The sequence below is a fragment of the Bradyrhizobium sp. WSM1253 genome (assembly GCF_000244935.1).
GTDB lineage: Bacteria > Pseudomonadota > Alphaproteobacteria > Rhizobiales > Xanthobacteraceae > Bradyrhizobium > Bradyrhizobium canariense.
On record NZ_JH600073.1, the window covers coordinates 426,282 to 447,028 of the forward strand.

The following is a 20,747-nucleotide window of genomic DNA, read 5'->3' on the forward strand; positions in this document are numbered from 1 at the left end:
ATTCTCGACCTGTTCCGTGAGGAATGGCCTGCCGCGGTTTGCACCCCGCGACAGGCCGCTGATGATCGGATCGAGCCCACCCAGAGCAGTTTGTGGCTGCCCCGTAGCGTGATCGCGTCAGCACCTTCATCGGACCCGGATGGTTGCCGGAACAACTTGGTTCGCTTCACAAGGCAGGGTCGACGAAGATGACACAGACTAACATAACGACGGCCGGGATCGATACGTCCAAGGCCAAGCTGGACGTCGCGGTTCATGGTCGAACCGAGCGCTGGCAGGTCGCCAATGCTTTGCCGGGTTGGCGCGCTCTGGCAGCAAACCTGGCCAAGGCCGGCGTCACACGGATCGGGATCGAGGCCACTGGCGGCTATGAACGTGGCGTGGTGGAGCATTTGCGATCGGCCGGCTTTACCGTGCTGTTGCTGCAGCCGCTTCAGGTCAAGGCGTTCGCCAAGGTCCATTTGCGCCGGGCCAAGAATGATGCGCTCGACGCCGTATTGATCGCTGCCTGTGCTGCGGCGCTCGATCCCCCTGAGATCGCGCCGGATCCGCGATTGACGGAATTGGCCGACTATCTGACCTTTCTTGAGCAGATCGAGGAAGACATCCGGCGCTTCAAGACCCGTCTCGAGCACATCGACGAGCCTGCGTTGCGACGCATCGTCGACAGCGACATCACCCGGTTGAAGGCACGCAGGGCGGCGCAGATCCGGGACATTGCCAAGCGCCTTCGTGCCTACGACGATCTGGCCAAGCGGCTCAAGCTGGTGCTGAGCGTTCCCGGCATCGGCGAGCGGACGGCGCTGGCGATCGTCATCCGCATGCCCGAGCTCGGTCGCGTCAGCCGGGAGCAAGCCGCAGCCCTGGCCGGGTTGGCTCCCTTCGATGCTGACAGCGGACAGCACAGAGGGCAGCGCAAAATCGCCGGAGGCCGCAGCCGCCTGCGGCGCTCCCTATTCGCCGCCGCCCTTCCAGCTGCCTTCCGTTGGAACAAGGCTCTGATCGCGCTGTATGCCCGCCTCATGGCAAACGGCAAAGTCCATAACGCAGCGCTCATCGCCTGCGCCCGCAAGCTCCTGATCTACGCCAATACTGTCGTGCAACGGGGCACGCCCTGGATCGAAAAAGCCGCCTAGCCTTTAATGGTTGCTACGAAGCTGCCCGCTTCTTCCTTGCATTCAGTGCGGACGCCACGCGGCTCACGGGCGGTTTGCCGAGCACGCGACTCATCTCGTTCGTGACAGCCAGCAGCTTCTCCATATCAACGCCGGTCCTGATTCCCATGCCCTCGAGCATGTAGACGACGTCCTCGGTCGCAACGTTGCCCGTCGCGCCCGGCGCGTAGGGGCAGCCGCCGAGGCCGCCCGCGGCGGCGTCGATGACGCGGACGCCCTCCTCCAGGCCGGCATACAGATTGGCGAGCGCCTGGCCGTAGGTGTCGTGGAAATGCATCGCGAGATTGGCGGGCGGGATGTTGGCGCCGACCGCGCGCAGCATTTCTTTCGCCTTATCAGGCGTGCCGACCCCGATGGTGTCGCCGAGCGAGATCTCGTAGCAGCCGAGCTCCCACAGCGAGGTGGCGAGATCGGCGACGGCTTTCGGCTTGATCTCGCCGTCGAAGGGGCAGCCGAGCACGCAGGAGATATAGCCGCGCACCTTGACACCATCAGCCTTGGCGCGCGCCAGCACCGGCTTGAACCGTTCGATGGACTCCGCGACCGTGCAATTGATGTTGGCCCGCGAAAAGCCTTCGGAAGCCGCGGCGAACACCGAGACGATCTTGGCGCCCGCGGCGCACGCGGCGTCATAGCCCTTTTCGTTCGGCACCAGCACGTGGAATTCGGCACCGGTCAAATGGCTGACGCCGCGCAGCACGGCATCCGAGCTCGCCATCTGCGGGATCGCCTTGGGCGAGACGAAGGCGCCGACCTCGACCGTATTGAGGCCAGCCGCGACCAGCGCCTCGATGAAGGCGATCCGGGCCTCGACGCTGACCGCCGTCTTCTCGTTCTGCAGGCCGTCGCGGGGCCCCATTTCGATGATGCGGACGGGGTCGCTCATCTCATTCTCCGGAAGGCTCGACCACGGCGAGCTCGATGCCCTCCTGGACGATGTCGCCGACCTTGCATTTGATCGACTTCAGCACGCCGGCATAGGGCGCGCGCAGCGTCTGCTCCATCTTCATCACTTCCAGCGTCAGGATCGGCGCGCCCTTCTCGAGCTTGGCTCCCTCCTCCGCCAGAACGGCGACGACCGTGCCCGGCAAGGGCGCTGCGATCTTGTCCGCGCCGGCCTGCTCCTCGGTCTCGCCGCCGAACGGATCGACCCAGTGCAGATCGAACCGTCCGTTGCGCGTGCGCAAATACAGCTCGTGGCCGTCGATCACGGCCGCGACCGACGATTTGACGCCGTCCAGGGTCAGATCGAAGCCGCCGTCCTTCGTCACGATCGCGAACCCCAGCTCGCGCTCGCCGATCACCAGAGTCGACGGGCCGCTGCCGTAGTTCAGAGTGACCTTCTGCTCCGGCCCGTGGCCAACGCGGAAAGCGAAGCCGCGCTGGCGGCGGCCGACCGGCATCCAGCCAAATGTCTGCCAGGGCGAGTTCGCCCCACCTTGCGCGGACTCCCGCTCGTCGTTGACGATCGCGGCGACCGCGGCGCACAGCTCGAGCTCGCCGGGCGCCGGCGGTGCCTGCGTCAGAACTGTCAGCTCGCGCTCGATGAAGCCGGTGTCGATCGCATTCGCCCGCACCTTCGGATGGGTGATCAGGGCAGAGAGGAACGGGATATTGGTGACGATGCCGCGAACGTCTGAATCCTCAAGCCCGCGATTCAGCCGCTCGATCGCGACATCGCGCGTCGGCGCCCACGCGATCATCTTGGCCAGCATCGCATCGTAGTACGGGGAGACGGCGTCGCCCTCGCGATAGCCAGCGTCGATGCGCAGGCCGCCGGTTTCCGCGGGCAACCGCCAGGTCGAGATCTTGCCGACCGAGGGCATGAAGTTCTTGGTCGGGTTCTCCGCGTAGACCCGAGCCTCAACCGCATGTCCGTTGAGCTTGATCTGATCTTGTTTGAGCGGCAGCGCCTCGCCGAAGGCGACCCGCAACTGCCACTCGACCAGATCGATCCCGGTGATCAGCTCGGTCACGGGATGCTCGACCTGAAGGCGCGTGTTCATCTCGATGAAGAACACGTCCTTGCCGTCGGAGACGAACTCGATGGTGCCGGCGCCGACATAGTTGACGGCTCCGGCCGCCTTTCGCGCAGCGGCGCAGACCGTCTCGCGCTGGGCGGGATTGAGCGTCGGCGACGGCGCCTCCTCGATCACTTTCTGGTGCCGGCGCTGCAGCGTGCATTCGCGTTCGAACAGCGACAGCAGATTGCCGTGGCTGTCGCCGATGATCTGCACCTCGATATGCCGGGGGTTGTCGACATATTTTTCGATCAGCATGCGGTCGTCGCCGAACGCGGCTTTTGCTTCCCGCTTCGCGCTGACGATTGCAGGCGCAAGTTCATCCACGGAGCGAACGATGCGCATGCCACGGCCGCCGCCGCCGGCGGACGCCTTTACCAGAATGGGGAAACCGACTTTCTCGGCCGCCTTCGCCAGCGTCGCATCGTCCTGGGCCTCGCCGTGATAGCCGGGCACCAGCGGTACGCCGGCCTTCTCCATCAGCGCCTTGGAGCCGGACTTCGAGCCCATCGCGGTCATCATCGCGGCGGTCGGGCCGACGAAGACCAGGCCGGCGTCGAAGCACGCCTGCGCAAACTCGGCGTTCTCAGATAGGAAGCCGTAGCCGGGATGGACCGCCTCCGCGCCGGTCTTTCGCGCGGCCCCGATCAGCCGCTCGACATTGAGATAGCTGTCGCGAGCGCGTGCGGGTCCGAGCAGTACGGCCTCGTCGGCGAGCGCCACATGCATCGCGTCGCGGTCGGCCTCGGAATAGACGGCCACGGTGCGCAGGCCCATGGCGCGCGCGGTGCGGATCACGCGGCAGGCGATCTCGCCGCGGTTGGCGATCAGGAGGGTGCGAAAACGGCGGTAGAGCTTTGAGCGGTCCATCGCATCACATCCTGAACAGGCCGAATTTCGTCGGCTCGATCGGCGCATTCGACGCCGCAGAGAGGCCGAGGCCGAGCACCAGCCTTGTATCGGCCGGGTCGATCACGCCGTCGTCCCAGAGACGCGCGGTCGCGTAATACGGGTGCCCCTGGCTCTCATATTGCGCGCGGATCGGCTCGCGGAATTCATCTTCGTCTTCCTTCGACCAGCTATCGCCCTTCGCCTCGATATTGTCGCGGCGGACCTGGCTCAGCACCATCGAGGCCTGCTCGCCGCCCATCACCGAGATGCGGGCATTCGGCCACATCCACAGGAAGCGCGGTGAGTAGGCGCGGCCGCACATGCCGTAATTGCCGGCGCCGTAGGAGCCGCCGATCACCACGGTAAATTTCGGCACCGACGCTGTCGCGACCGCCGTCACGAGTTTCGCACCATCACGCGCGATGCCACCCGCCTCGTATTTCTTGCCGACCATGAAGCCGGTAATGTTCTGCAGGAACACCAGCGGAATGCCGCGCTGGCAGCATAGCTCGATGAAATGCGCCCCCTTCAGCGAACTTTCACTGAAGAGAATGCCGTTGTTGGCGATGACACCCACCGGAAAACCCCAGATGTGGGCGAAGCCGCACACCAGCGTCGTGCCGTAGAGCTTCTTGAACTCGTCGAACTCGGAACCATCAACCACGCGCGCAATGATATCGCGCACGTCGAACGGCTTGCGTCCATCGACGGGCACCACGCCGTAGATCTCCTCCGCCGCAAACAAGGGATCACGCGGCGGATGCATGTTGAGGTTCGGTCGCACGGACGGCTTCAGCGTGCCGACGATGCGGCGGGCGATGCCGATCGCGTGCGCGTCGTTCTGGGCGTAATGATCGGTTACCCCCGATTGCCGCGAATGCACGTCGGCGCCACCAAGCTCCTCTGCGGTCACCACTTCGCCCGTCGCGGCCTTCACCAGCGGCGGCCCGCCGAGGAAGATGGTGCCTTGATTGCGCACGATGATGCTCTCGTCCGACATCGCGGGGACATAGGCGCCGCCGGCGGTGCAGGAGCCCATCACGATGGCGATCTGCGGGATTCCTTGCGAGGACATCTGCGCCTGGTTGTAGAAGATGCGGCCGAAATGCCGCTCGTCGGGAAAGATCTCGTCCTGCAGCGGCAGGAAGGCGCCGCCGGAATCGACCATGTAGACGCAGGGAAGATTGTTCTGCCGCGCCACGTCCTGCGCGCGCAGATGCTTCTTCACGGTCATGGGATAATAGGTGCCGCCCTTGATGGTGGCATCGTTGGCAACGATCACGCATTCGCGACCCGCGATGCGCCCGACCCCGGTGACAACGCTGGCCGAATGCACGTCGCCGCCATAGAGGCCATAGGCCGCGAGCGGCGACAGCTCCATGAACGCGGTGCCGGGATCGACCAAGAGGTCGACGCGCTCCCGCGCCAGCATCTTGCCGCGTGACGTGTGGCGGTTGCGCGAGACCTCGCCGCCGCCGCCGGCGACCTGGCTCAGCTTTTCGCGCAGATCCGCGACGAGGGTGCGCATGGCCTCGGAATTGCGTGCAAAGTCCGACGAAGACGTATCGATGCTGGAATGGAGCGGCATGTTGATTCCAATTGCGTGAAGGTTTTAAGCCGTCTCGGCCATCAATTCGCGACCGATCAGCATGCGCCGGACCTCGGAAGTCCCCGCGCCGATCTCGTAGAGCTTGGCGTCGCGCCAGAGCCGTCCGACCGGAAATTCCGAGGTGTAGCCGACCCCGCCAAGCGCCTGGATCGCCTCGCCGGCCATCCACGTCGCCTTCTCGGCGGAATAGAGGATCGCAGCGGCGGCATCCTTGCGCAAGCTGCGTGCGTGATCGGCGCGGTCGCAGGCACGCCCCACCGCATAGACATAGGCGCGCGTGGCCTGCCAGGTCGCGTACATGTCGGCGAGCTTGCCCTGCATGAGCTGGAAGTCGCCGATCGGCTGGCCGAACTGCTTGCGCTCGTGCATGTAGGGCACCACCGCGTCCATGCAGGCCGCCATGATCCCGAGCGGGCCGCCGGAGAGGACCGTGCGCTCATAGTCGAGGCCGGACATCAGCACCCTGACGCCCTCGCCGACCTTGCCAAGCACGTTCTCCTCCGGCACCTCGCATTCGTCGAAGAACAGTGGATAGGTGTTGGAGCCGCGCATGCCGAGCTTGTCGAGATGCTGGCCGTGGCTGAAGCCCTTGGCCCCCTTCTCGACCAGGAAGGCGGTCATGCCGCGCGGGCCCGCTTCCGGATCGGTCTTGGCATAGACCACCAGCACGTCGGCATCGCCGCCATTGGTGATCCACATCTTCGAGCCGTTGAGCACGTAGCGGTCGCCGCGCTTGTCGGCGCGCAGTTTCATGGACACAACGTCGGAGCCGGCGCCGGGCTCGGACATCGCGAGCGCGCCGACATACTCGCCGGAGATCAACTTCGGCAGATAACGCTCGCGCTGCGCATCACTGCCGTTACGGCGGATCTGGTTGACGCAGAGATTGGAATGGGCACCGTAGGAGAGACCGACCGCGGCCGAGCCGCGCGAAATCTCCTCCATCGCGACGATATGGGCGAGATAGCCCATGTTGGAGCCGCCATATTGCTCCGGCGCGGTCATGCCGAGCAGGCCGAGGTCGCCGAGGCGCTTCCAGAGGTCCGCCGGGAACAGATTGGCTTTCTCGATATCGGCGGCACGTGGGGCGATCTCCGCCTCCACGAAGGCGCGCAGCGTGTCGCGCAGCATGCCGATATCTTCGCCCAGATCGAAATCGATGCTCGGAATATTCAAGGCGATTCCTCCGTCTTTTGGGGACCGAACCTAGCGGCATCGGGGCCCTTCTGCGGTCGAAAAGGTTGCATTTTCCGCCAAACTTGGCGAGGATTTTCCCAGAGGATTTCCGATGCCTTTTCAAGTCGCAACCGCGATCCCGCGCCGCGCCGTGACCCCAGCCGCCTTCGTCCGCGGGGTCGTTGCCGCTTACGAACGTTACGGCCGCGATCCGACCGAGGCGCTGAGCCGGGGTCAGGTAACGCCAGACCTTGTCAATTCTCCGGGTGGACGGGTCACGGCCGGCCAGTTCGAGGCGCTGGCGGGCCATGCCATGCGCGAGCTCGATGACGAGGCGCTCGGCTGGTTCTCGCGCCGGCTGCCCTTCGGCACCTACGGCATGCTGTGCCGCGCCTCGATCACCGCCCCGACGCTGGAGGTCGCGCTCAAGCGCTGGTGCCGGCACCATCGTCTGCTCACCGAGGACGTGCTGCTCGATCTCGCGGTCGGCAAGGAGACCGCAGTCGTGTCCATCCGTGAACTGCGCGACCTTGGATCTCTACGCGAATTCTGCCTGGTCACCCTGCTTCGCTATGTTCTTGGCTTTTCCTGCTGGGCCGTGGATTCCAGGATCGCGCTCCGCGCCGCGGAATTCCCGTACGCCGAGCCCGGCCATGTCTCGGTCTATCCCACCATCTTTTGCCGAAACATCCGCTTCGATGCGGACCGTGCTTCCATCACCTTCGACAAGCATTATCTGTCGCTACCGCTCACCCGTAGCGCGGCGGACCTCGACAACATGCTCAAGGGCGCGCTGCGGCTGACCGTGCTGCCCTATCGGCGCGACCGGCTGCTGGTCGAGCGCGTTCGCCGCGTGCTCCGCAATGCGCGCGGACGCAGTCTCGGAGCCGAGGATGTCGCAAGCGAGCTCGCGCTCTCCACCCGCACCATGCATCGGCGCCTGCGCGAGGAGGCGACCTCATTGCGCGATCTCAAGGAAGAGGCAAAATTCGAGCTCGCCAAGCAGGAGCTGATGCGCGGTCGCAGCCCGATCAAGCGGATCGCGGAGATCGCCGGCTTCAGCAACGAAAAGAGCTTTTCCCGCGCCTTCCGCAGCTGGACCGGTACCTCGCCGCGCGAGTTCCGCGGCCGGTATCGCTGACGCGCGGGCTGTCGTGCCGTTGCGGCCTCCGAGATCCAACTCGGAGGCCGCAACATTTCGAAACCGGTCTCGATCAGTTCGAGTTGGTCTGCCCGCCCGGGCGCAGCTTGGTGCGCGAGTGCGTCTGCTTCGGCTGGAAGGCCAGCGCGTCTGTCGACGTCTTCGCGCCGCCGCTCTGCGAGCACGAGCCGCCGATGCCGCCGGCCGCCGCCCGGCAGGCCTCCATCGTCGGATAGCCGCAGCCATGCGCGGCCTGGGCGCCATTGGTGATGCAGTAGTCTTCTGCCTGGGCAGCCGGCGCGGTCATCATGAGAAACGCAGATGCAAACAGCGTCGCAGCGGATGCGACGAACGTCTTCGAGATCGAGGTCATGTTGTCTTTTCCTGCTTCAGGGTCCCACAAAAGAGGCCTCGGCATGCGATGCAGGCTGAGGTTCACACCTCGCATGTAGGCCGGCGCCAGGAACCGGCAATCACGGCTCGGCGCATTGCAGGACTTCCCAAATCACATGTCACAGTTAGGTGAGTTACTTATCTTTTTATCCGCCTTATCCGAACTTCTATCCCGGCAAGGGAATAACCCCCGCGCCTTCAGACGTTTGGATGTCGTTGTGCGAGCTACGTTCTGGGACAGTTGCCACCGAACTATCCTGCCGCCGCGATCTCCTGCAACGGCAGCGGCACGTCCTTCGCTACGCCCAGCACCGGGAAGCTGCGGACGTTCTTCACGTTCGGCATCGCGGCGAAATGCAGGAGCTGCTGGCGCATGCTCTCGACGCTCGGCGCCACGCATTTGAGAAGATAGTCGGTGTCGCCCGAAATCCGCCAGCACTGCTGGATGCGCGGGATCGCGGCGATCGAGCTCTCGAACGCCGCCAGCACCGGCTGGGCCTGGCTGCCGAGCTGGATCGAGACGAACGACACCACCTCGTAGCCGAGCAGCCGCTCGTCGATGACGGCGCGCACCGCCCGGATCACGCCGCGGCTGAACAGCGATTTCAACCGCCTGACGCAGTTGGGCCCGGACACCCCGACGCGCAGCGCCAGCTCATTGTTACGAACCCGCCCGTCCTGCTGCAACTCGGAGAGTATTTTCAGATCGACGCCGTCGAGCTGGTCACGCCCGGCCATACCCCCACCTCGCCATGAGCCTGTCTTGCGCGGCAGCGAAGCACGGAGCGGAATGGCTGCCAAGGGCAGGACGATGGGAAGAACCCGCGTGGTTGCCCGGGCTTATTCCGGCCAGCCGCGGGCTTTTACGCGGGGGCTAAAAGAAGGATGCCCGGGGCAAACCCGGGCATGGCGAGAGTCTCGACGCGTGGCCCGCCTTCAATGCGTCCAAGGCTCGCCGCGGCGGAACGAGAAATTGTCGGCATAGGCGACCGGACGGCGCACCGATTCCTTTGGCTCGATCACCTGGTAGGCGATGCCCTTGCGCTCGCAATAGGCGACCGCCTCTTCCTTGCTGTGGAAGTGCAGCGTGATCTGCTGCTTCATGTCGCCGGACGAGGTCCAGCCCATCAGCGGCTCGACCGCGCGCGGCTGCTCGGGCTCATAGTCGAGCTGCCATTCCTTGGTTTTGGACCGGCCGGATTGCATCGCGTTCTTGGCGGGCTTGAAAATGCGTGCGGTCATGGATGGTCCGGGCCTCTTGTTCGTCTTTTCGTTCGATTTCGATGCGTCACGGTAGCAGTTGGTGGAAACCGCGGGCATAGTATAGAGACACCTTTAGGGAACTGATCCGTGATTCCGGCCCCCGGGATGCCTCGCCGACGGGTATAATCATTATGCTGCATCGTGACAATTGCGTACCCGCCTTCCGCGCCGGGATCTCGCCCGGCGGCCCTGCTTCGTTGACGCCCACCTGTCCGTCCCCTCCGAAAGCTCCCGTCGCATGTCCTTCCTGAACATCAACGCCACGCTCCCCGAAAAGGGCCGTGACCTCAGGCTCGACCTGTTTCGCGGTATTGCGAACTGGGCCATCTTCCTCGACCATATCCCCGACAACGTGGTGAACTGGATCACCACCCGCAATTACGGCTTTTCCGACGCCGCCGATCTGTTCGTCTTCATCTCCGGCTACACCGCCTCCTTCGTCTATGCACGGATGATGCTCGAGCGCGGCTTCCTGGTCGGCGCCACGAGGCTGACCAAGCGGGTCTGGCAGCTCTACGTCGCCCACATCATCCTGTTCGTGATCTACATCGCCTCGATCAGCTATCTGGCGCTGCGCTTCGGCGATTCCGAGATGATCAACGAATTCAACGTCGCGGGCCTGGTCGACAACGCCACCGAGACGCTGCGCCAGGGCCTGTTCCTGCGCTTCAAGCCGCTCAATCTCGACGTGCTGCCACTCTACATTGTGCTGATGGGGCTGTTTCCGCCGGTGCTGTGGTTCATGCTGCGCAAGCCGGACCTGACGATGGCATTGTCCATCGTGCTTTGGCTGACCGCGCGCCATTTCGGCTTGAACCTGAACGCCTATCCGGCCGGACAGTGGTACTTCAACCCGTATTGCTGGCAGGTGCTGTTCGTGTTCGGCGCCTGGTGCGCCATGGGCGGCGCGCGGCGCTCGATGGCGCTGATCAATGCGCCGGTCACGCTCTGGCTCTGTCTCGGTTACATGCTGTTTGCGCTGGTCATGACCATGGCTGGCCGTTTCCCGACCCTCGGCGGCATGTTCCCGGAATGGCTGTTCTCGGCGTTCAACCCGAACGACAAGACCAACCTTGCGCCCTACCGCTTCATCCACTTCGTCGTGATCGTGATCCTGGTGATCCGCTTCGTGCCGAAGGACTGGCCGGGCCTGGAATGGAAAGGGTTCGATCCCATCATCGTGTGCGGCCAGCAGTCGCTCGCCGTGTTCTGCGTCGGCGTGTTCCTGTCCTTCGTCGGTCATTTCGAGCTGTCGATGAGCTCGGGCTCGCTGTTCGCGCAGATCTTCGTCAGCGTCGCCGGCATCGCGATCATGACGACAGTGGCCTATTACATCTCCTGGTCGAAGAGGCAGGACAAGCCGCTGAAGCCGCCGCCGCCCAAGCCTGCCGCGGCAAAGGCCGCTTGAGGGGGCAGCGATACCGCGCCGGACGACAGCGACGCCGCTTCAGGCTGCCGCTTCGCTGTCGTACTCGGTGAATTTCTTGTAGATCCAGTCGCGGCCGTCGTGGCGGCGCCAGACCTTGCCGTAAACCAGCTGCCCGTTGATCGAGCGGCGCGGCACGAACACGGTCCAGAGATGCCAGATCTCGGTCCAGCTCGCCTGCGGACCGATGGTTCGGACGTTGCGATCGAAAGACATGATGCAGAACTCACAGGATACGAGCACTGCGACGAACTGTGATATCATGTGAGCACGAATTTCAGGCAGCCGTCGCGAGCCGGACCGATCTGATAACAGTCACGAAGACGGCCGCAACAACCGCTCGTCCTTAACCTAACCGATCAACCTTACTTCCTGTGCGCGCGCGGCAAGACCGGTTGAAAGCGGTCGCCGATTTTCCTAGACTGTGTGCGATTTGAGAATGAGCGCGTCGTTTTGAGGACGTGCGGTTATTTCCAGGCTGACGCAAATTTTTGAAAACTATTAATGGGCGGGGGCCACCACGATGAATTTGCAATGTGCATGTCTGCGCTTGGCGCTGCGTTCGACGCCGCCTGCTCTGCCCGCGAAGACGCCGGAGCAAGACCCGCGGAAGGCCGCCAACGACAATCAGCTGGCCTGGCCGTTCCTGCCGTTTCCGTTCGGCTGGTACGCGACGAACTGATGGTCGGAAAAGCGTAACGCCGCGCAAGCGGAATATCATCGCTTGGCGGCGCCCATTAGGCATTGGGCGCTGAAATCCCCCAACACCTATACGTGCACGGCGACGACAAAAGGTTCGACAAAGTTTTACGATTTCCGCACCGCCCGATCTGCCCAATGGCTTGAAAAATCGCGCAGAAGTCGCGTTGGGCAGGGAATGAGCGCCGAGGGTTTGGAGGGCTTTGGCAGCTCCGGGCATCGGCACTGAACGCGCACCATGCTCGGCTGCTGCGCTCTCGCCTGGATCGCCTGGCGCCTCGCCGACGGGCTGTTGTTCTCTGGTGCGGTTCCGACCCACCTCCGGACTGGTCGGGGCAGCTGGATTCGAACCAACGACCTGCAGTACCCAAAACTGCCGCGCTACCAGGCTGCGCTATACCCCGAATGTCCGGCGAGCCCCGTCGATACACGCTTCCCAAAGCGCCAGCAAGCCTTCCAACGGCACCAGCAAGCTTCCCAAAAGACCTCAGGACGGGGGCAATAGCCCTGCCAATAGCCCCTTGACCCGCCTACTTGCTGCCGAACAGCGGGTGGCCGACGCGGTCGCCGGCGCGGATGCCATATTTCTGCGCCGTCCCTGCCACCACCTCCAGAACAGCCCGCGCGGGCCCCCTGGATGAGATGATTTTTGTCGACATCGGCTCGGTATTTTCGGCGATGCGCAGGATTCGGCCGTCGGCGCGAATGAAGATCATGTCGAGCGAGACATAGGTGTTCTTCATCCACATCGACACCTCCTGCTCGGGATTGAAGTCGAACAGCATGCCTTTGCCGTCCGCCAGTTCCTTGCGGTACATCAGGCCGGTCTGCTTTTCCTCCTCGGTCGTCGCGATCTCGACCGAGAACACCTGCACGCCGTTTTTGGTGACGATCTCGAGCGGCTGAAAACTGGCGGCGCGGACGGGCGCACTCGCGACGGCACAGCCGGCGATGACGAGGATGGCGGCGAGCCAGCCCTTCGCAACGGCGAAGACGGCCTTTCGATCGAAATTCATGGATGGCTCTCGAGGCGTGGGACTGGACCAGTCCTTACGTGGCGATCGCCGGAAAAGCCAGAGGCGCGCCGGTCAGCCAGCGCGCCTCTGCTCACGATCGCGGGAATAGAATTAGTGGGACGAGACCGGCGATCCCGTCTCGGGATGGATCTCTGCCGCCATCATGCCCTTGGAGCCGGGCCCGAAGCGGACCAGCACATACTGGCCGGGCCGCAACTCGGTCATGCCGAAGCGGCGCAGCGTCTCCATGTGCACGAAGATGTCGGGCGTGCCCTCGCCGCAGGTCAGGAAGCCGAAACCGCGCAGCCGGTTGAACCATTTGACCTGGGCCCGCTCCAGCCCGCTGGTCGCCGTCACCGTGACATGGGTGCGCGGCGGCAGCATCTGCGCCGGATGGATCGCAGTCGACTCGTCCATCGAGACGACGCGGAACGCCTGGTAGCCCTTGGCCCGCTGGATGCACTCGACGACGATGCGGGCGCCCTCGTAGGCGGTCTGGAAGCCATCGCGCCTAAGCACGGTAACGTGCAGGAGCACGTCGGGCCAGCCATTGTCGGGAACGATGAAGCCGTAGCCCTTTGAGGCGTCGAACCATTTGATGACGCCGTGAACCTCGACGAGGTTGGCGCTGCTCTCACCAAGTCCGGTGAATGGACTGAGAACGCTGTCGCGACCGCCACCGCCGTGTTCACCCACCGCGGGAACTCCGACCTTCTTGGACTCAAATCCGTCGGACGACCCCATAACCCCGGACCCCACACATGCCATGCAACCCGCCTGAATGGCGGCGCCGAATCACGCGTCTTTAGAGAATCTTCTCAACTCGACGCGACGCGAATCTTTCGACTCAAAAGATAACACTCCCGGTTGCGACGCATAGACAAAAAAGAGATTCGCCGGAACCTATGAACAGCTTGCACAGCCGCGAATCAAATTGCTGCCTCAATTACCGACAAAGGGCCCGAGCGTTTCGCCGATGTCGTGGCGGATCACGAGATCGGCGACGTCGTCCTGCTCGGTGGACTCGCGATTGATGATTACCAGGCGTGCACCTGCTTCCTTCGCCATCATCGGAAAGCCCGCGGCCGGCCATACCACCAGCGAGGAACCGATCGCGATGAAGAGGTCGCAGTCTTGCGACAGCGCGGTGGCGCGCTGCATTTCATCCTCGGGCATCGTCTGGCCGAAGGAGATCGTGGCGGTCTTCACCGGCTCGTCGCACACGGGACAGTTGGGCGCGGCGCCCTCCTCGTCGAAGCGGCGCTTCACCCAATCAAGCGGATAGGCCTGCCCGCATCCGATGCAGCGCGCATACGTGGTGTTGCCGTGAAGTTCGATGACGTGGTCGCTCGCGACGCCGGAGGCCTGGTGCAGATTGTCGATGTTCTGGGTGATGATCGCGGGAACCTTGCCGGCGCGGTAGAGTGAGGCGAGCGCGCGATGGCCGCGGCCGGGCCTGGCCGCCGCAAAGACCTCCTCCATCGCGAAGCGCCGGCGCCAGGATTCGTCGCGCGCCTCCTGGCTGGCGACGAACTCGTCGAACGGGATCGGGCGGTTGCGCGTCCAAATTCCGCCCGGCGAGCGGAAGTCGGGGATGCCGCATTCGGTCGAGATGCCGGCGCCGGTGAACGGCACGATCCGTTTGGCTTCGGCGATCATGTCGCCGAGACGCTCGACGCCGCTGCGAAGATCCGATGCAATCAACGCGGCCTCCCGTTTTGCTTTGCCGATTGGTTTGGCCGATTAGTTCTGCTGATCGGTTGGTGATTTGTTTTTGCGCTAGCTGCAACATGCGCAAGCGACAAGATTATTGACGCTGTTATCCACTGCCGCGCAAGGCACGGTCGGCAATTTTTTCCGACCCTCGCTTATCACAATCCTGCAATGCCTCCTCCCCATTGACGCCCCAATCAGAAGCGCCAATGCATGTGTTGACGCGACTCAACGTGATTGCGGCGGCAGTGCTTGAGTTCAGTAGGACACATACTCACGTGCAGAGGGGATTTGACATGACCGAGGACGAACAACGCAAAATCCGCGAACGCGAAGAGATCGCCGCCCGTGTCGCCGCCTTCCGTGCCACGCAGGAAAACTCAAGCGCGAACGTGAAGAATATTTCGTGTCGACGCTCGACAACGCGCGCAAGGTGGAACGGCCCTCGCTCTGGCCATAACGACACCAGATCACCGAGCATGAAAAAAGCCCGGAGCATTGCTCCGGGCTTTTCATTTGTTCAGGCGTTACCAGTGACGGTAATAATGGTGGCGGCGGTAGTACGGTCCATCGCCGTAGTAGGCGTACGGACCGGGGCCGTAAGCATAGGCCGGGCCGCCATAGTAGCCATAACCCGGGCCGTAGCCGTAGCCATAGCCATAAGGATGCGACGCGGCGACGGCGCCCGCGGTGATGGCACCGGCGGCGAGGCCGAATGCGAGGCCCGGACCGATACCGCGGCCGCGCGCCTCGGCGGGCGCAGGCGCCGCAACCGCGGTCAGGCCGACGGCTGCAACGGTAGCCAGAACTGCCAGTGTCTTCCTCATCATGAATCTCCTCCTTCGTATCTCGGATGGACAACGCCGGCGCGTTGCGATGGTTGCGCGCAAGCTTGTGGAACCGAGCTCGGAATAAATCCGGCCACGCATGGAACAGGCGCGCGTTCCGCGAATTGTTTGTGCAAGTGCGGATGCCTCTGCCATCCGGTTGAGGCAACAGCACGAAGACCCCGTCAGCATCACCAATGCTGGCGGGGTTTTCAGTTTCACGGACAGCAAATTGGCAACGCAGCCCAATTGCTGCCAGCGGGGAGCGCCTAGGAGGCTAAAGTGCCGATATCCACGCTGCTGGCCCGTATCCGGAGGCTCGTTCCCAAATCCGGCGATCAGCATTACGACGAGATCGTCCGCAGTTTCGGTGTCGGCACGCTGCGCCCGCCATCGACGCCGATGAGCGACGGCGAACTGGCGCGGGCTATTGCCGAGTTCCTTAAGGAGCAGCCGTCGAGCGAGTCCGTAGGCGTCCTCGGCCGGCGGCTCGACCCCACCACCCCGCTTTGAGGCGCGGCGCCTTCTTGTCCGGGAACATGCGCTTCGCGCGCACGTTGGCGTAGCTTTCAGGGAGAAAAGAGGCCGACATGCCCGTTTGGCTCGAAGTCCTGCTCAACCTGTCCGGCTATGCCGGCTTCGTGGCGCTCGCCTCGCGGGGCACCGCCTGCCCAGGCAATTGCGCCGACCATCAGATCTCCGGCGAGGACCGTTAATTCGTGTGCGGTGGCTGGCCCGCCGTGCGCATCAGCCTGTCGGCTTTGACCGCGACACGCGTCTCCTCGAGCTGTGGCCGCAGCGAGACGCTGATCACCACGAAAGCCAGACAGAAGAGCGTGCCGACGATGGCAACGCGCCGATAGGTGTGGCGGTCGCCCTGATAAAAGCTCGGTTCTGAAAAAGGTGTCATGAATTCGTTCTTGGCAAAATTGCTTGTTGGCAAAGTCGTTTCCAGACGTCGCCAGACACACCTATCCCAAGCAGCGGCAAGCGCAACGCGATCGCGCTTTTAACCTAACCGAATACGGTTATCGGCTTCGCGGCAAGCTTCCGTTAGGAGTTCGCGAAGCGTCTCCAGAAGTCGGCGAGCCGCCTCAAGCCCGCGCGAAAGCCGAGGCTGCGGAGCTTCTGGCCGATCCGCCATCCGGCTTTGTTCCAGCTTCGCCCGCCTTTCGTTCTCGAAGAGCGAATCGGAATCGCAGAAATCGACGCGAAGCAAATCTTAACATTTCGTTTGCACACAAACGAGCGCAGTCGCCAACGATCGCGCACTCACATCGCGTCTTCGGATTTCGACCGCGGCGACACCTGCGGCACCGACGGCCTGCCTTTGCGCAAGCGCGGATGCCGATCATACCAAAACACTTTCGCGATCTCGGCGAACATCTCAAGAAACCAGCACGCATCCATGTCGTGTCTCCCTCGCCTCATCTCATCTCGTAGCGAGGACACGCGGGAGGTACCGTGCGAAGCATCACGCTGGCTTGGTTAGGAAGCGCGTGTCCCGCATCGACACAGAAGGCACGGCTTGTTCTGCATCCGATTCCATTTCGTTCGCAAGGAACGAATCGGAGTCGAGAAATCAGCGCAAAACGATTCCTAACGATCGGTGAAGGTGGGGAAGATGGCCCGTTATCATCAACGTAGTGCGACGCTCATCACGCCGCTCGCTTCGCCGTGCCCGTCCCCGACAGATCTTTCTCCGAAAAGCATTCGAGGATCTGGATGCGGAGTTCTTCCGCGGCCGGGCCGTCGAGTTTCCTGAGTTGATTCCAGAGCCTGATCACTTCGCGTTGTTTCTCGACAGTCATGGGCACCTCCAAATCAATGTCGCTGCCAAAAGAGATGCCCCACTAGAACAAAATAAGAACAAAAAGTCCAGCCCTCCCCCCGAAATTCATTGGGCACATCGCCTCGAGCCTTCCGCGCGCCGGCGCGGTTGCTTTTTGGGTTTTCAACCTTAAGTTCGAGAACGCGGCCGGCGGCCAGGCGCTGAAATCCCATTGCCGCCAGCCAAGAAGACCCCGTGCGAAAGCGCGGGGTTTTTCTTTTCGGGAACGCGCCATCGCCCTCCCCGTTAGTCATTCCGGAGCGAGGGACCGTGACCAGAAAATTCTACGCCGTCGAGGTGGTGCGTCAGATCGAGGAGACCGTGGAGATCATGGTCGAGGCGCCGGACCGGACCGCCGCACATGATGCAGCGCTCGCGCACCTGAAGGCGCGCGGCTCCGAATATCAGTGGCTCAATCCCAAATGCGATCTCGTCGTCTGGCGCGAGCGCCAGGTCGATACGCCGGCGATCATCGACGTGTCCGTGTCGCCGGACTAGCGGCCGGAACGAATTTTCCCGTCTCACGTTATCAAGCCGAATTCAGTGGTGCTGGCGGCACGTCGCGACGCGGGCGGCCAGCTTGAAGAACCCCGGTCCCTAAGCCCGGGGTTTTTCTTTAAGGCGGTCGCCATCCAAGCGGTGGCCCGAACAGCAAAGCAGCCACCCGGGCGTTACGCCGGGTGGCTGCTTTGAGAACTGTCGACGCTCGCCTCTTAGACCATCGCAGTCAGACCGGCAGATTGTCGGTCATCCCAGGCGGCACTTCGCCTTGCTTGGTCCGCTCGGCGAGAAGCTCCTTTTCGGCCTCGTACCAGAAGGTGTCCATCGCGCCCGCAGGCTCGCCGGCCTCCTTCCAGAGGTGATAGGCCCGATTTCGAATCTCTACTTCGCTGAGACCAGTCATGTGATTTCTCCCTCTCGGAAGCAAAGCCTGACGATCGCCCAGAGTTCCTTATTGGTTCAGCACAAGCAAGCAGTCATTGCAGCACTCCGCGGCAGCACTCCGCAAAAAGGAGCCGCCGCAACGAAAATGCGAACCCTTAGCGAGCCCTTAGACGGAGTCCTTGGCCACCTTCAGCGGCGAGGCCTTCACCGACTTGCTCGCCGGTTTCGCCGCGAACTGCATCGGCTCCTTGGTGAAGGGATTGACGCCCATGCGGGCTTCTGTCGCCGGCTTGTTCACCACCGACATCTTCACGAAGCCGGGAATGACGAACTCGCCGGACTCGTTGAGCTCCTTGTAGCCAACGGTCGCCATGTACTCGATGACCGACTTCACGTCGTTCTTCGACAGCTGCGTGCCCTCGGCAATTGCATCAATCAACTGAGTCTTGGTCATCTTCGCCATGTCTGAATTTCCTTCTGTGCGCGCGAGCAGGCTTTGCTCAGGACGCGGTCCAACCGCGCAACGCGCTTCTGATTCATGCCAACTTTCATGAAGTGACGGGGCTTAGAACCCATCGACGCCCAAAACGCAAGCAGGGGTTCTGCGGGGGGCCGGACGCCGTGGGAAAGATGCCGCAGCCTTCGCCGTTTTCGCGTTGAACCATTTTCTCCCGGAGGCGTCTAACTCTTTGAAGTCCCCAAGCTTCACCCCCATCAGAGAGCCCCGCTTCCCCCAAGCGGGGCTTTCGCTTTTTCGGGGACCTGGCCGCGCAAAGCCGATCAGGCTGGCCCCCGAGGTCTGCGCCCGGGCCACGCCGGTGACCGTCACAAGGCAGGTTCTCTTTTCCGGCCATCTCCTGCATAATGCGGCATGGCAAAAACAAAAGTGACCTTCAAAACCGTCCGCATTGCAGACAACGACTGGAAAATCCTGGCGGATTACCCGGACAGCGAACAGCGCGAAATCAAGGGCTTCACCAGCAAGGCAGACGCCGACGACTGGATCAACGGCGACCGCAAGATCGCGTGGCTCCGCTCCCAAGGATACGCCAAGTAAAGCGCGCGTAAGTCACGCGTGTATCGCGTGACGCCCGTGTGGGTACGAGGCGCGCTTCGTCCCTCCCCGCTCCAGATGTCCTTCCCGTGCCGGCGCATCGCCGAGCAGGCGGCAACGCCCGCGCGTCTATCGGCCTGACGGGGGCGCCTGGTCGATAAACCTGTGGCTGGGCATAGGCCGTTGAGACTTCAGTAACCTAACGCCTCCAAGCTCCTCTCAGTATCGTTGCGTTGGAGTACCCCACAGTGTTGGATTTTAACGAGCTGCGTGAACTCGCGGCCGATGTTCGCGTGTTCGTCGAAATTGCCGAAGACAAGGCCGAAGCGCTTCGCGCCGTCATCACGGCCTATGACGTGGTGCTCGCGATCTTCCCGTCCGGAGAGGGCATGGGCCTCCACGTCATCAAGGGCGGCGAGATCCTGGACCAGATTGCAAAATCACGAACCCATGCGAGCTACAGCCACACGGCCATCGCGGTTCCCGATCTGGAGCATGCGGAAGTGCTCAAGCACCTGACGGGCCCGACCGACCAGCGGCTTGCGGCGTAGGGCGTTTTCAAGTTCGCGCGAAGAAAACGCGTCACGACAATCCGGAGCGGTTCTGAGTCAATCAGAACCGAAAGTACCCTCGTTGCAGACGAGAATTTTTGCACTCCGGAACACCTTGTTTTAGGAACACGGTTTCTGCGCTCCCGTTGGCCCACACAACCAACCAGGAGTTTGAGATGAAGAAGCTCGTCATTGCGACCGCCGCCCTCGGCCTCATGTGCGGCTCCGCCTTTGCGCAGAACCAGACCGGCCCCGCCGCGCAGACCGACAACATGCAGAAGCCCGGTATGACCAACACGGACAAGGGCACGATGAGGAGCGGCACCACCGGCATGAGCCATGACGGCATGGGCAAGGGCGGAATGGTGAGGCCCGACGCCTCCGGCCAAGGCGGCTCCGGCCCCGGCAGCGACCAGGGCGGCACCAGGACCCGCAGCAACATGAAGTAAGCCGGTTTCCTGTACGGCTTGCTTCCCGGCCGCGTCGCTTCCCACAAGGCGGCGCGGCCATTTCATGACCCATCATGACGCGGATCTTTTTGGAACCTGTCGCGAATGCACGCCTCACAATCGTGCGCGTACCGGAACGGTCAGGTCTCGCCGCGAGTTGCCCCATCTCCAGCAAGGGAGATCGTCATGAGCGTTGAAGGTAAGGTGAAGGAAGGCGCCGGGTTCATCAAAGAAGAGATGAACGAACACGGCAAATCCCGCGAGAGCCAGAAGAAGGCTCAGGAAGGTCGTGACTTGCGCAACGAAGGCCGGATCGAAGACGGCAAGCCGCCAAAGACGACCAAGCCCGGCACCGGTCACTAGGGCGTTTCGCGCGAAGTGAATATCGGTTCGCGATAATTCTCTGGCCAGATTTTCGAGAACCGCCTCCGGCAATCGGGGGCGGTTTTTCGATTCACGCGCCGTCGCGTGCGGGACTCTCGCACATGAAGAAACATGTGGCTGGAAGCTCGACTGCGGCCATCCTTCGAGACGCCCGCCTGCGGCGGGCCCTCAGGATGAGGGATGAGTTGGCGGCAGCATTTCAACGCAGACGGATGCAGCTGAGCCTCATCCTGAGGAGACCGC

At 63.0% G+C, this 20,747-nt stretch carries 27 protein-coding genes and 1 tRNA gene; 11 read left to right on the forward strand and 17 right to left on the reverse strand.

The genetic code is table 11. The features are described from left to right. Positions 1–143: 143 nt before the first annotated feature. Positions 144–1,136, forward strand: coding sequence for an IS110 family transposase (locus BRA1253DRAFT_RS03890; protein WP_245285857.1), 993 nt, complete (start codon positions 144–146; stop codon positions 1,134–1,136). A 13-nt stretch (positions 1,137–1,149) separates the two neighbouring features. Here BRA1253DRAFT_RS03890 and BRA1253DRAFT_RS03895 read toward each other — a convergent pair whose 3' ends face one another. The 4 genes from BRA1253DRAFT_RS03895 to BRA1253DRAFT_RS03910 are packed head-to-tail and all read right to left on the reverse strand — an operon-like array spanning position 1,150 to position 6,872. After that, positions 1,150–2,061 carry a hydroxymethylglutaryl-CoA lyase gene (locus BRA1253DRAFT_RS03895; RefSeq protein ID WP_007591329.1) on the reverse strand — a complete coding sequence of 304 codons (912 nt, stop codon included), beginning with the start codon at positions 2,059–2,061 and terminating at the stop codon, positions 1,150–1,152. Between the two features lies 1 nt (position 2,062). Next, on the reverse strand, positions 2,063–4,066 hold the full coding sequence (locus BRA1253DRAFT_RS03900; RefSeq protein ID WP_007591331.1) for an acetyl/propionyl/methylcrotonyl-CoA carboxylase subunit alpha: 2,004 nt from the start codon (positions 4,064–4,066) through the stop codon (positions 2,063–2,065). 4 nt (positions 4,067–4,070) lie between these two features. Then, on the reverse strand, positions 4,071–5,675 hold the full coding sequence (locus BRA1253DRAFT_RS03905; RefSeq protein ID WP_007591337.1) for a carboxyl transferase domain-containing protein: 1,605 nt from the start codon (positions 5,673–5,675) through the stop codon (positions 4,071–4,073). Positions 5,676–5,699: 24 nt separating this feature from the next. Beyond that, the gene (locus BRA1253DRAFT_RS03910; RefSeq protein WP_007591339.1) at positions 5,700–6,872 is read right to left on the reverse strand and encodes an isovaleryl-CoA dehydrogenase; all 1,173 of its coding nucleotides are present in this window, start codon (positions 6,870–6,872) and stop codon (positions 5,700–5,702) included. Between the two features lie 112 nt (positions 6,873–6,984). Here BRA1253DRAFT_RS03910 and BRA1253DRAFT_RS03915 point away from each other — a divergent pair, with 112 nt between their 5' ends. Then, positions 6,985–8,013 (forward strand): AraC family transcriptional regulator, encoded by a 1,029-nt coding sequence (locus BRA1253DRAFT_RS03915; protein ID WP_007591341.1) that lies wholly within the window; start codon positions 6,985–6,987, stop codon positions 8,011–8,013. Positions 8,014–8,086: 73 nt separating this feature from the next. Here the strand turns inward: BRA1253DRAFT_RS03915 and BRA1253DRAFT_RS03920 are convergent, their stop codons facing one another. The 3 genes from BRA1253DRAFT_RS03920 to BRA1253DRAFT_RS03930 all read right to left on the reverse strand — a co-directional run bounded on the left by BRA1253DRAFT_RS03920 (position 8,087) and on the right by BRA1253DRAFT_RS03930 (position 9,648). After that, the gene (locus tag BRA1253DRAFT_RS03920) at positions 8,087–8,386 is read right to left on the reverse strand and encodes a DUF3551 domain-containing protein (protein WP_007591343.1); all 300 of its coding nucleotides are present in this window, start codon (positions 8,384–8,386) and stop codon (positions 8,087–8,089) included. Between the two features lie 272 nt (positions 8,387–8,658). Next, a complete protein-coding gene (locus BRA1253DRAFT_RS03925) occupies positions 8,659–9,144 on the reverse strand; it encodes an Lrp/AsnC family transcriptional regulator (protein WP_007591345.1) in 486 nt (161 codons plus the stop codon). A 198-nt stretch (positions 9,145–9,342) separates the two neighbouring features. Then, positions 9,343–9,648 (reverse strand): ETC complex I subunit, encoded by a 306-nt coding sequence (locus BRA1253DRAFT_RS03930; RefSeq protein ID WP_007591346.1) that lies wholly within the window; start codon positions 9,646–9,648, stop codon positions 9,343–9,345. Positions 9,649–9,907: 259 nt separating this feature from the next. Between BRA1253DRAFT_RS03930 and BRA1253DRAFT_RS03935 the strand changes: the two genes are divergently transcribed. Next, positions 9,908–11,077, forward strand: a complete 1,170-nt coding sequence (locus tag BRA1253DRAFT_RS03935) for an OpgC domain-containing protein (RefSeq protein WP_007591348.1) — start codon at positions 9,908–9,910, stop codon at positions 11,075–11,077. Positions 11,078–11,116: 39 nt separating this feature from the next. Here BRA1253DRAFT_RS03935 and BRA1253DRAFT_RS03940 read toward each other — a convergent pair whose 3' ends face one another. After that, a complete protein-coding gene (locus tag BRA1253DRAFT_RS03940; RefSeq protein ID WP_007591350.1) occupies positions 11,117–11,311 on the reverse strand; it encodes a hypothetical protein in 195 nt (64 codons plus the stop codon). 334 nt (positions 11,312–11,645) lie between these two features. Between BRA1253DRAFT_RS03940 and BRA1253DRAFT_RS45830 the strand changes: the two genes are divergently transcribed. Next, the gene (locus BRA1253DRAFT_RS45830; RefSeq protein WP_256375792.1) at positions 11,646–11,777 is read left to right on the forward strand and encodes a hypothetical protein; all 132 of its coding nucleotides are present in this window, start codon (positions 11,646–11,648) and stop codon (positions 11,775–11,777) included. 344 nt (positions 11,778–12,121) lie between these two features. Here the strand turns inward: BRA1253DRAFT_RS45830 and BRA1253DRAFT_RS03945 are convergent. The 5 genes from BRA1253DRAFT_RS03945 to BRA1253DRAFT_RS03965 form a co-directional block, all read right to left on the reverse strand. Continuing rightward, positions 12,122–12,198, reverse strand: a tRNA-Pro gene (locus BRA1253DRAFT_RS03945). Between the two features lie 126 nt (positions 12,199–12,324). After that, on the reverse strand, positions 12,325–12,810 hold the full coding sequence (locus BRA1253DRAFT_RS03950; protein WP_007591354.1) for a DUF192 domain-containing protein: 486 nt from the start codon (positions 12,808–12,810) through the stop codon (positions 12,325–12,327). A 111-nt stretch (positions 12,811–12,921) separates the two neighbouring features. Next, positions 12,922–13,554 carry a cold-shock protein gene (locus tag BRA1253DRAFT_RS03955; RefSeq protein ID WP_035992727.1) on the reverse strand — a complete coding sequence of 211 codons (633 nt, stop codon included), beginning with the start codon at positions 13,552–13,554 and terminating at the stop codon, positions 12,922–12,924. 198 nt (positions 13,555–13,752) lie between these two features. After that, positions 13,753–14,514 (reverse strand): NAD-dependent protein deacetylase, encoded by a 762-nt coding sequence (locus BRA1253DRAFT_RS03960; protein ID WP_007591358.1) that lies wholly within the window; start codon positions 14,512–14,514, stop codon positions 13,753–13,755. Positions 14,515–15,050: 536 nt separating this feature from the next. After that, on the reverse strand, positions 15,051–15,350 hold the full coding sequence (locus BRA1253DRAFT_RS03965) for a hypothetical protein (protein WP_035992730.1): 300 nt from the start codon (positions 15,348–15,350) through the stop codon (positions 15,051–15,053). A 282-nt stretch (positions 15,351–15,632) separates the two neighbouring features. On the opposite strand from BRA1253DRAFT_RS03965, the gene BRA1253DRAFT_RS03970 reads away from it, so the two are divergent. Both BRA1253DRAFT_RS03970 and BRA1253DRAFT_RS45835 read left to right on the forward strand, forming a co-directional pair. Then, complete coding sequence (locus tag BRA1253DRAFT_RS03970) at positions 15,633–15,863, forward strand: hypothetical protein (RefSeq protein WP_007591360.1); 231 nt, start codon at positions 15,633–15,635, stop codon at positions 15,861–15,863. 77 nt (positions 15,864–15,940) lie between these two features. Next, positions 15,941–16,066 (forward strand): hypothetical protein, encoded by a 126-nt coding sequence (locus BRA1253DRAFT_RS45835; RefSeq protein WP_007591362.1) that lies wholly within the window; start codon positions 15,941–15,943, stop codon positions 16,064–16,066. On the opposite strand, the gene BRA1253DRAFT_RS03975 is transcribed toward BRA1253DRAFT_RS45835, so the two are convergent. Both BRA1253DRAFT_RS03975 and BRA1253DRAFT_RS44290 read right to left on the reverse strand, forming a co-directional pair. Then, positions 16,063–16,260, reverse strand: coding sequence for a hypothetical protein (locus BRA1253DRAFT_RS03975; protein ID WP_007591364.1), 198 nt, complete (start codon positions 16,258–16,260; stop codon positions 16,063–16,065). The genes BRA1253DRAFT_RS45835 and BRA1253DRAFT_RS03975 overlap by 4 nt on opposite strands. A 748-nt stretch (positions 16,261–17,008) precedes the next feature. Next, on the reverse strand, positions 17,009–17,161 hold the full coding sequence (locus BRA1253DRAFT_RS44290; RefSeq protein ID WP_007591367.1) for a hypothetical protein: 153 nt from the start codon (positions 17,159–17,161) through the stop codon (positions 17,009–17,011). Between the two features lie 290 nt (positions 17,162–17,451). On the opposite strand from BRA1253DRAFT_RS44290, the gene BRA1253DRAFT_RS03980 reads away from it, so the two are divergent. Continuing rightward, positions 17,452–17,679 (forward strand): hypothetical protein, encoded by a 228-nt coding sequence (locus tag BRA1253DRAFT_RS03980; protein WP_007591369.1) that lies wholly within the window; start codon positions 17,452–17,454, stop codon positions 17,677–17,679. A gap of 229 nt (positions 17,680–17,908) precedes the next feature. Here the strand turns inward: BRA1253DRAFT_RS03980 and BRA1253DRAFT_RS41100 are convergent, their stop codons facing one another. Further along, complete coding sequence (locus tag BRA1253DRAFT_RS41100; protein ID WP_007591371.1) at positions 17,909–18,085, reverse strand: DUF2934 domain-containing protein; 177 nt, start codon at positions 18,083–18,085, stop codon at positions 17,909–17,911. Positions 18,086–18,232: 147 nt separating this feature from the next. After that, complete coding sequence (locus BRA1253DRAFT_RS03985; protein ID WP_007591377.1) at positions 18,233–18,529, reverse strand: HU family DNA-binding protein; 297 nt, start codon at positions 18,527–18,529, stop codon at positions 18,233–18,235. 408 nt (positions 18,530–18,937) lie between these two features. On the opposite strand from BRA1253DRAFT_RS03985, the gene BRA1253DRAFT_RS03990 reads away from it, so the two are divergent. The 4 genes from BRA1253DRAFT_RS03990 (at position 18,938) to BRA1253DRAFT_RS44295 (ending at position 20,483) form a co-directional block, all read left to right on the forward strand. Further along, on the forward strand, positions 18,938–19,123 hold the full coding sequence (locus tag BRA1253DRAFT_RS03990) for a hypothetical protein (RefSeq protein WP_007591378.1): 186 nt from the start codon (positions 18,938–18,940) through the stop codon (positions 19,121–19,123). 245 nt (positions 19,124–19,368) lie between these two features. Continuing rightward, a complete protein-coding gene (locus tag BRA1253DRAFT_RS03995) occupies positions 19,369–19,671 on the forward strand; it encodes a hypothetical protein (RefSeq protein WP_007591380.1) in 303 nt (100 codons plus the stop codon). Positions 19,672–19,847: 176 nt separating this feature from the next. Then, on the forward strand, positions 19,848–20,120 hold the full coding sequence (locus tag BRA1253DRAFT_RS04000; RefSeq protein ID WP_007591383.1) for a hypothetical protein: 273 nt from the start codon (positions 19,848–19,850) through the stop codon (positions 20,118–20,120). 186 nt (positions 20,121–20,306) lie between these two features. After that, on the forward strand, positions 20,307–20,483 hold the full coding sequence (locus BRA1253DRAFT_RS44295; RefSeq protein ID WP_007591393.1) for a hypothetical protein: 177 nt from the start codon (positions 20,307–20,309) through the stop codon (positions 20,481–20,483). Positions 20,484–20,747 lie beyond the last annotated feature (264 nt).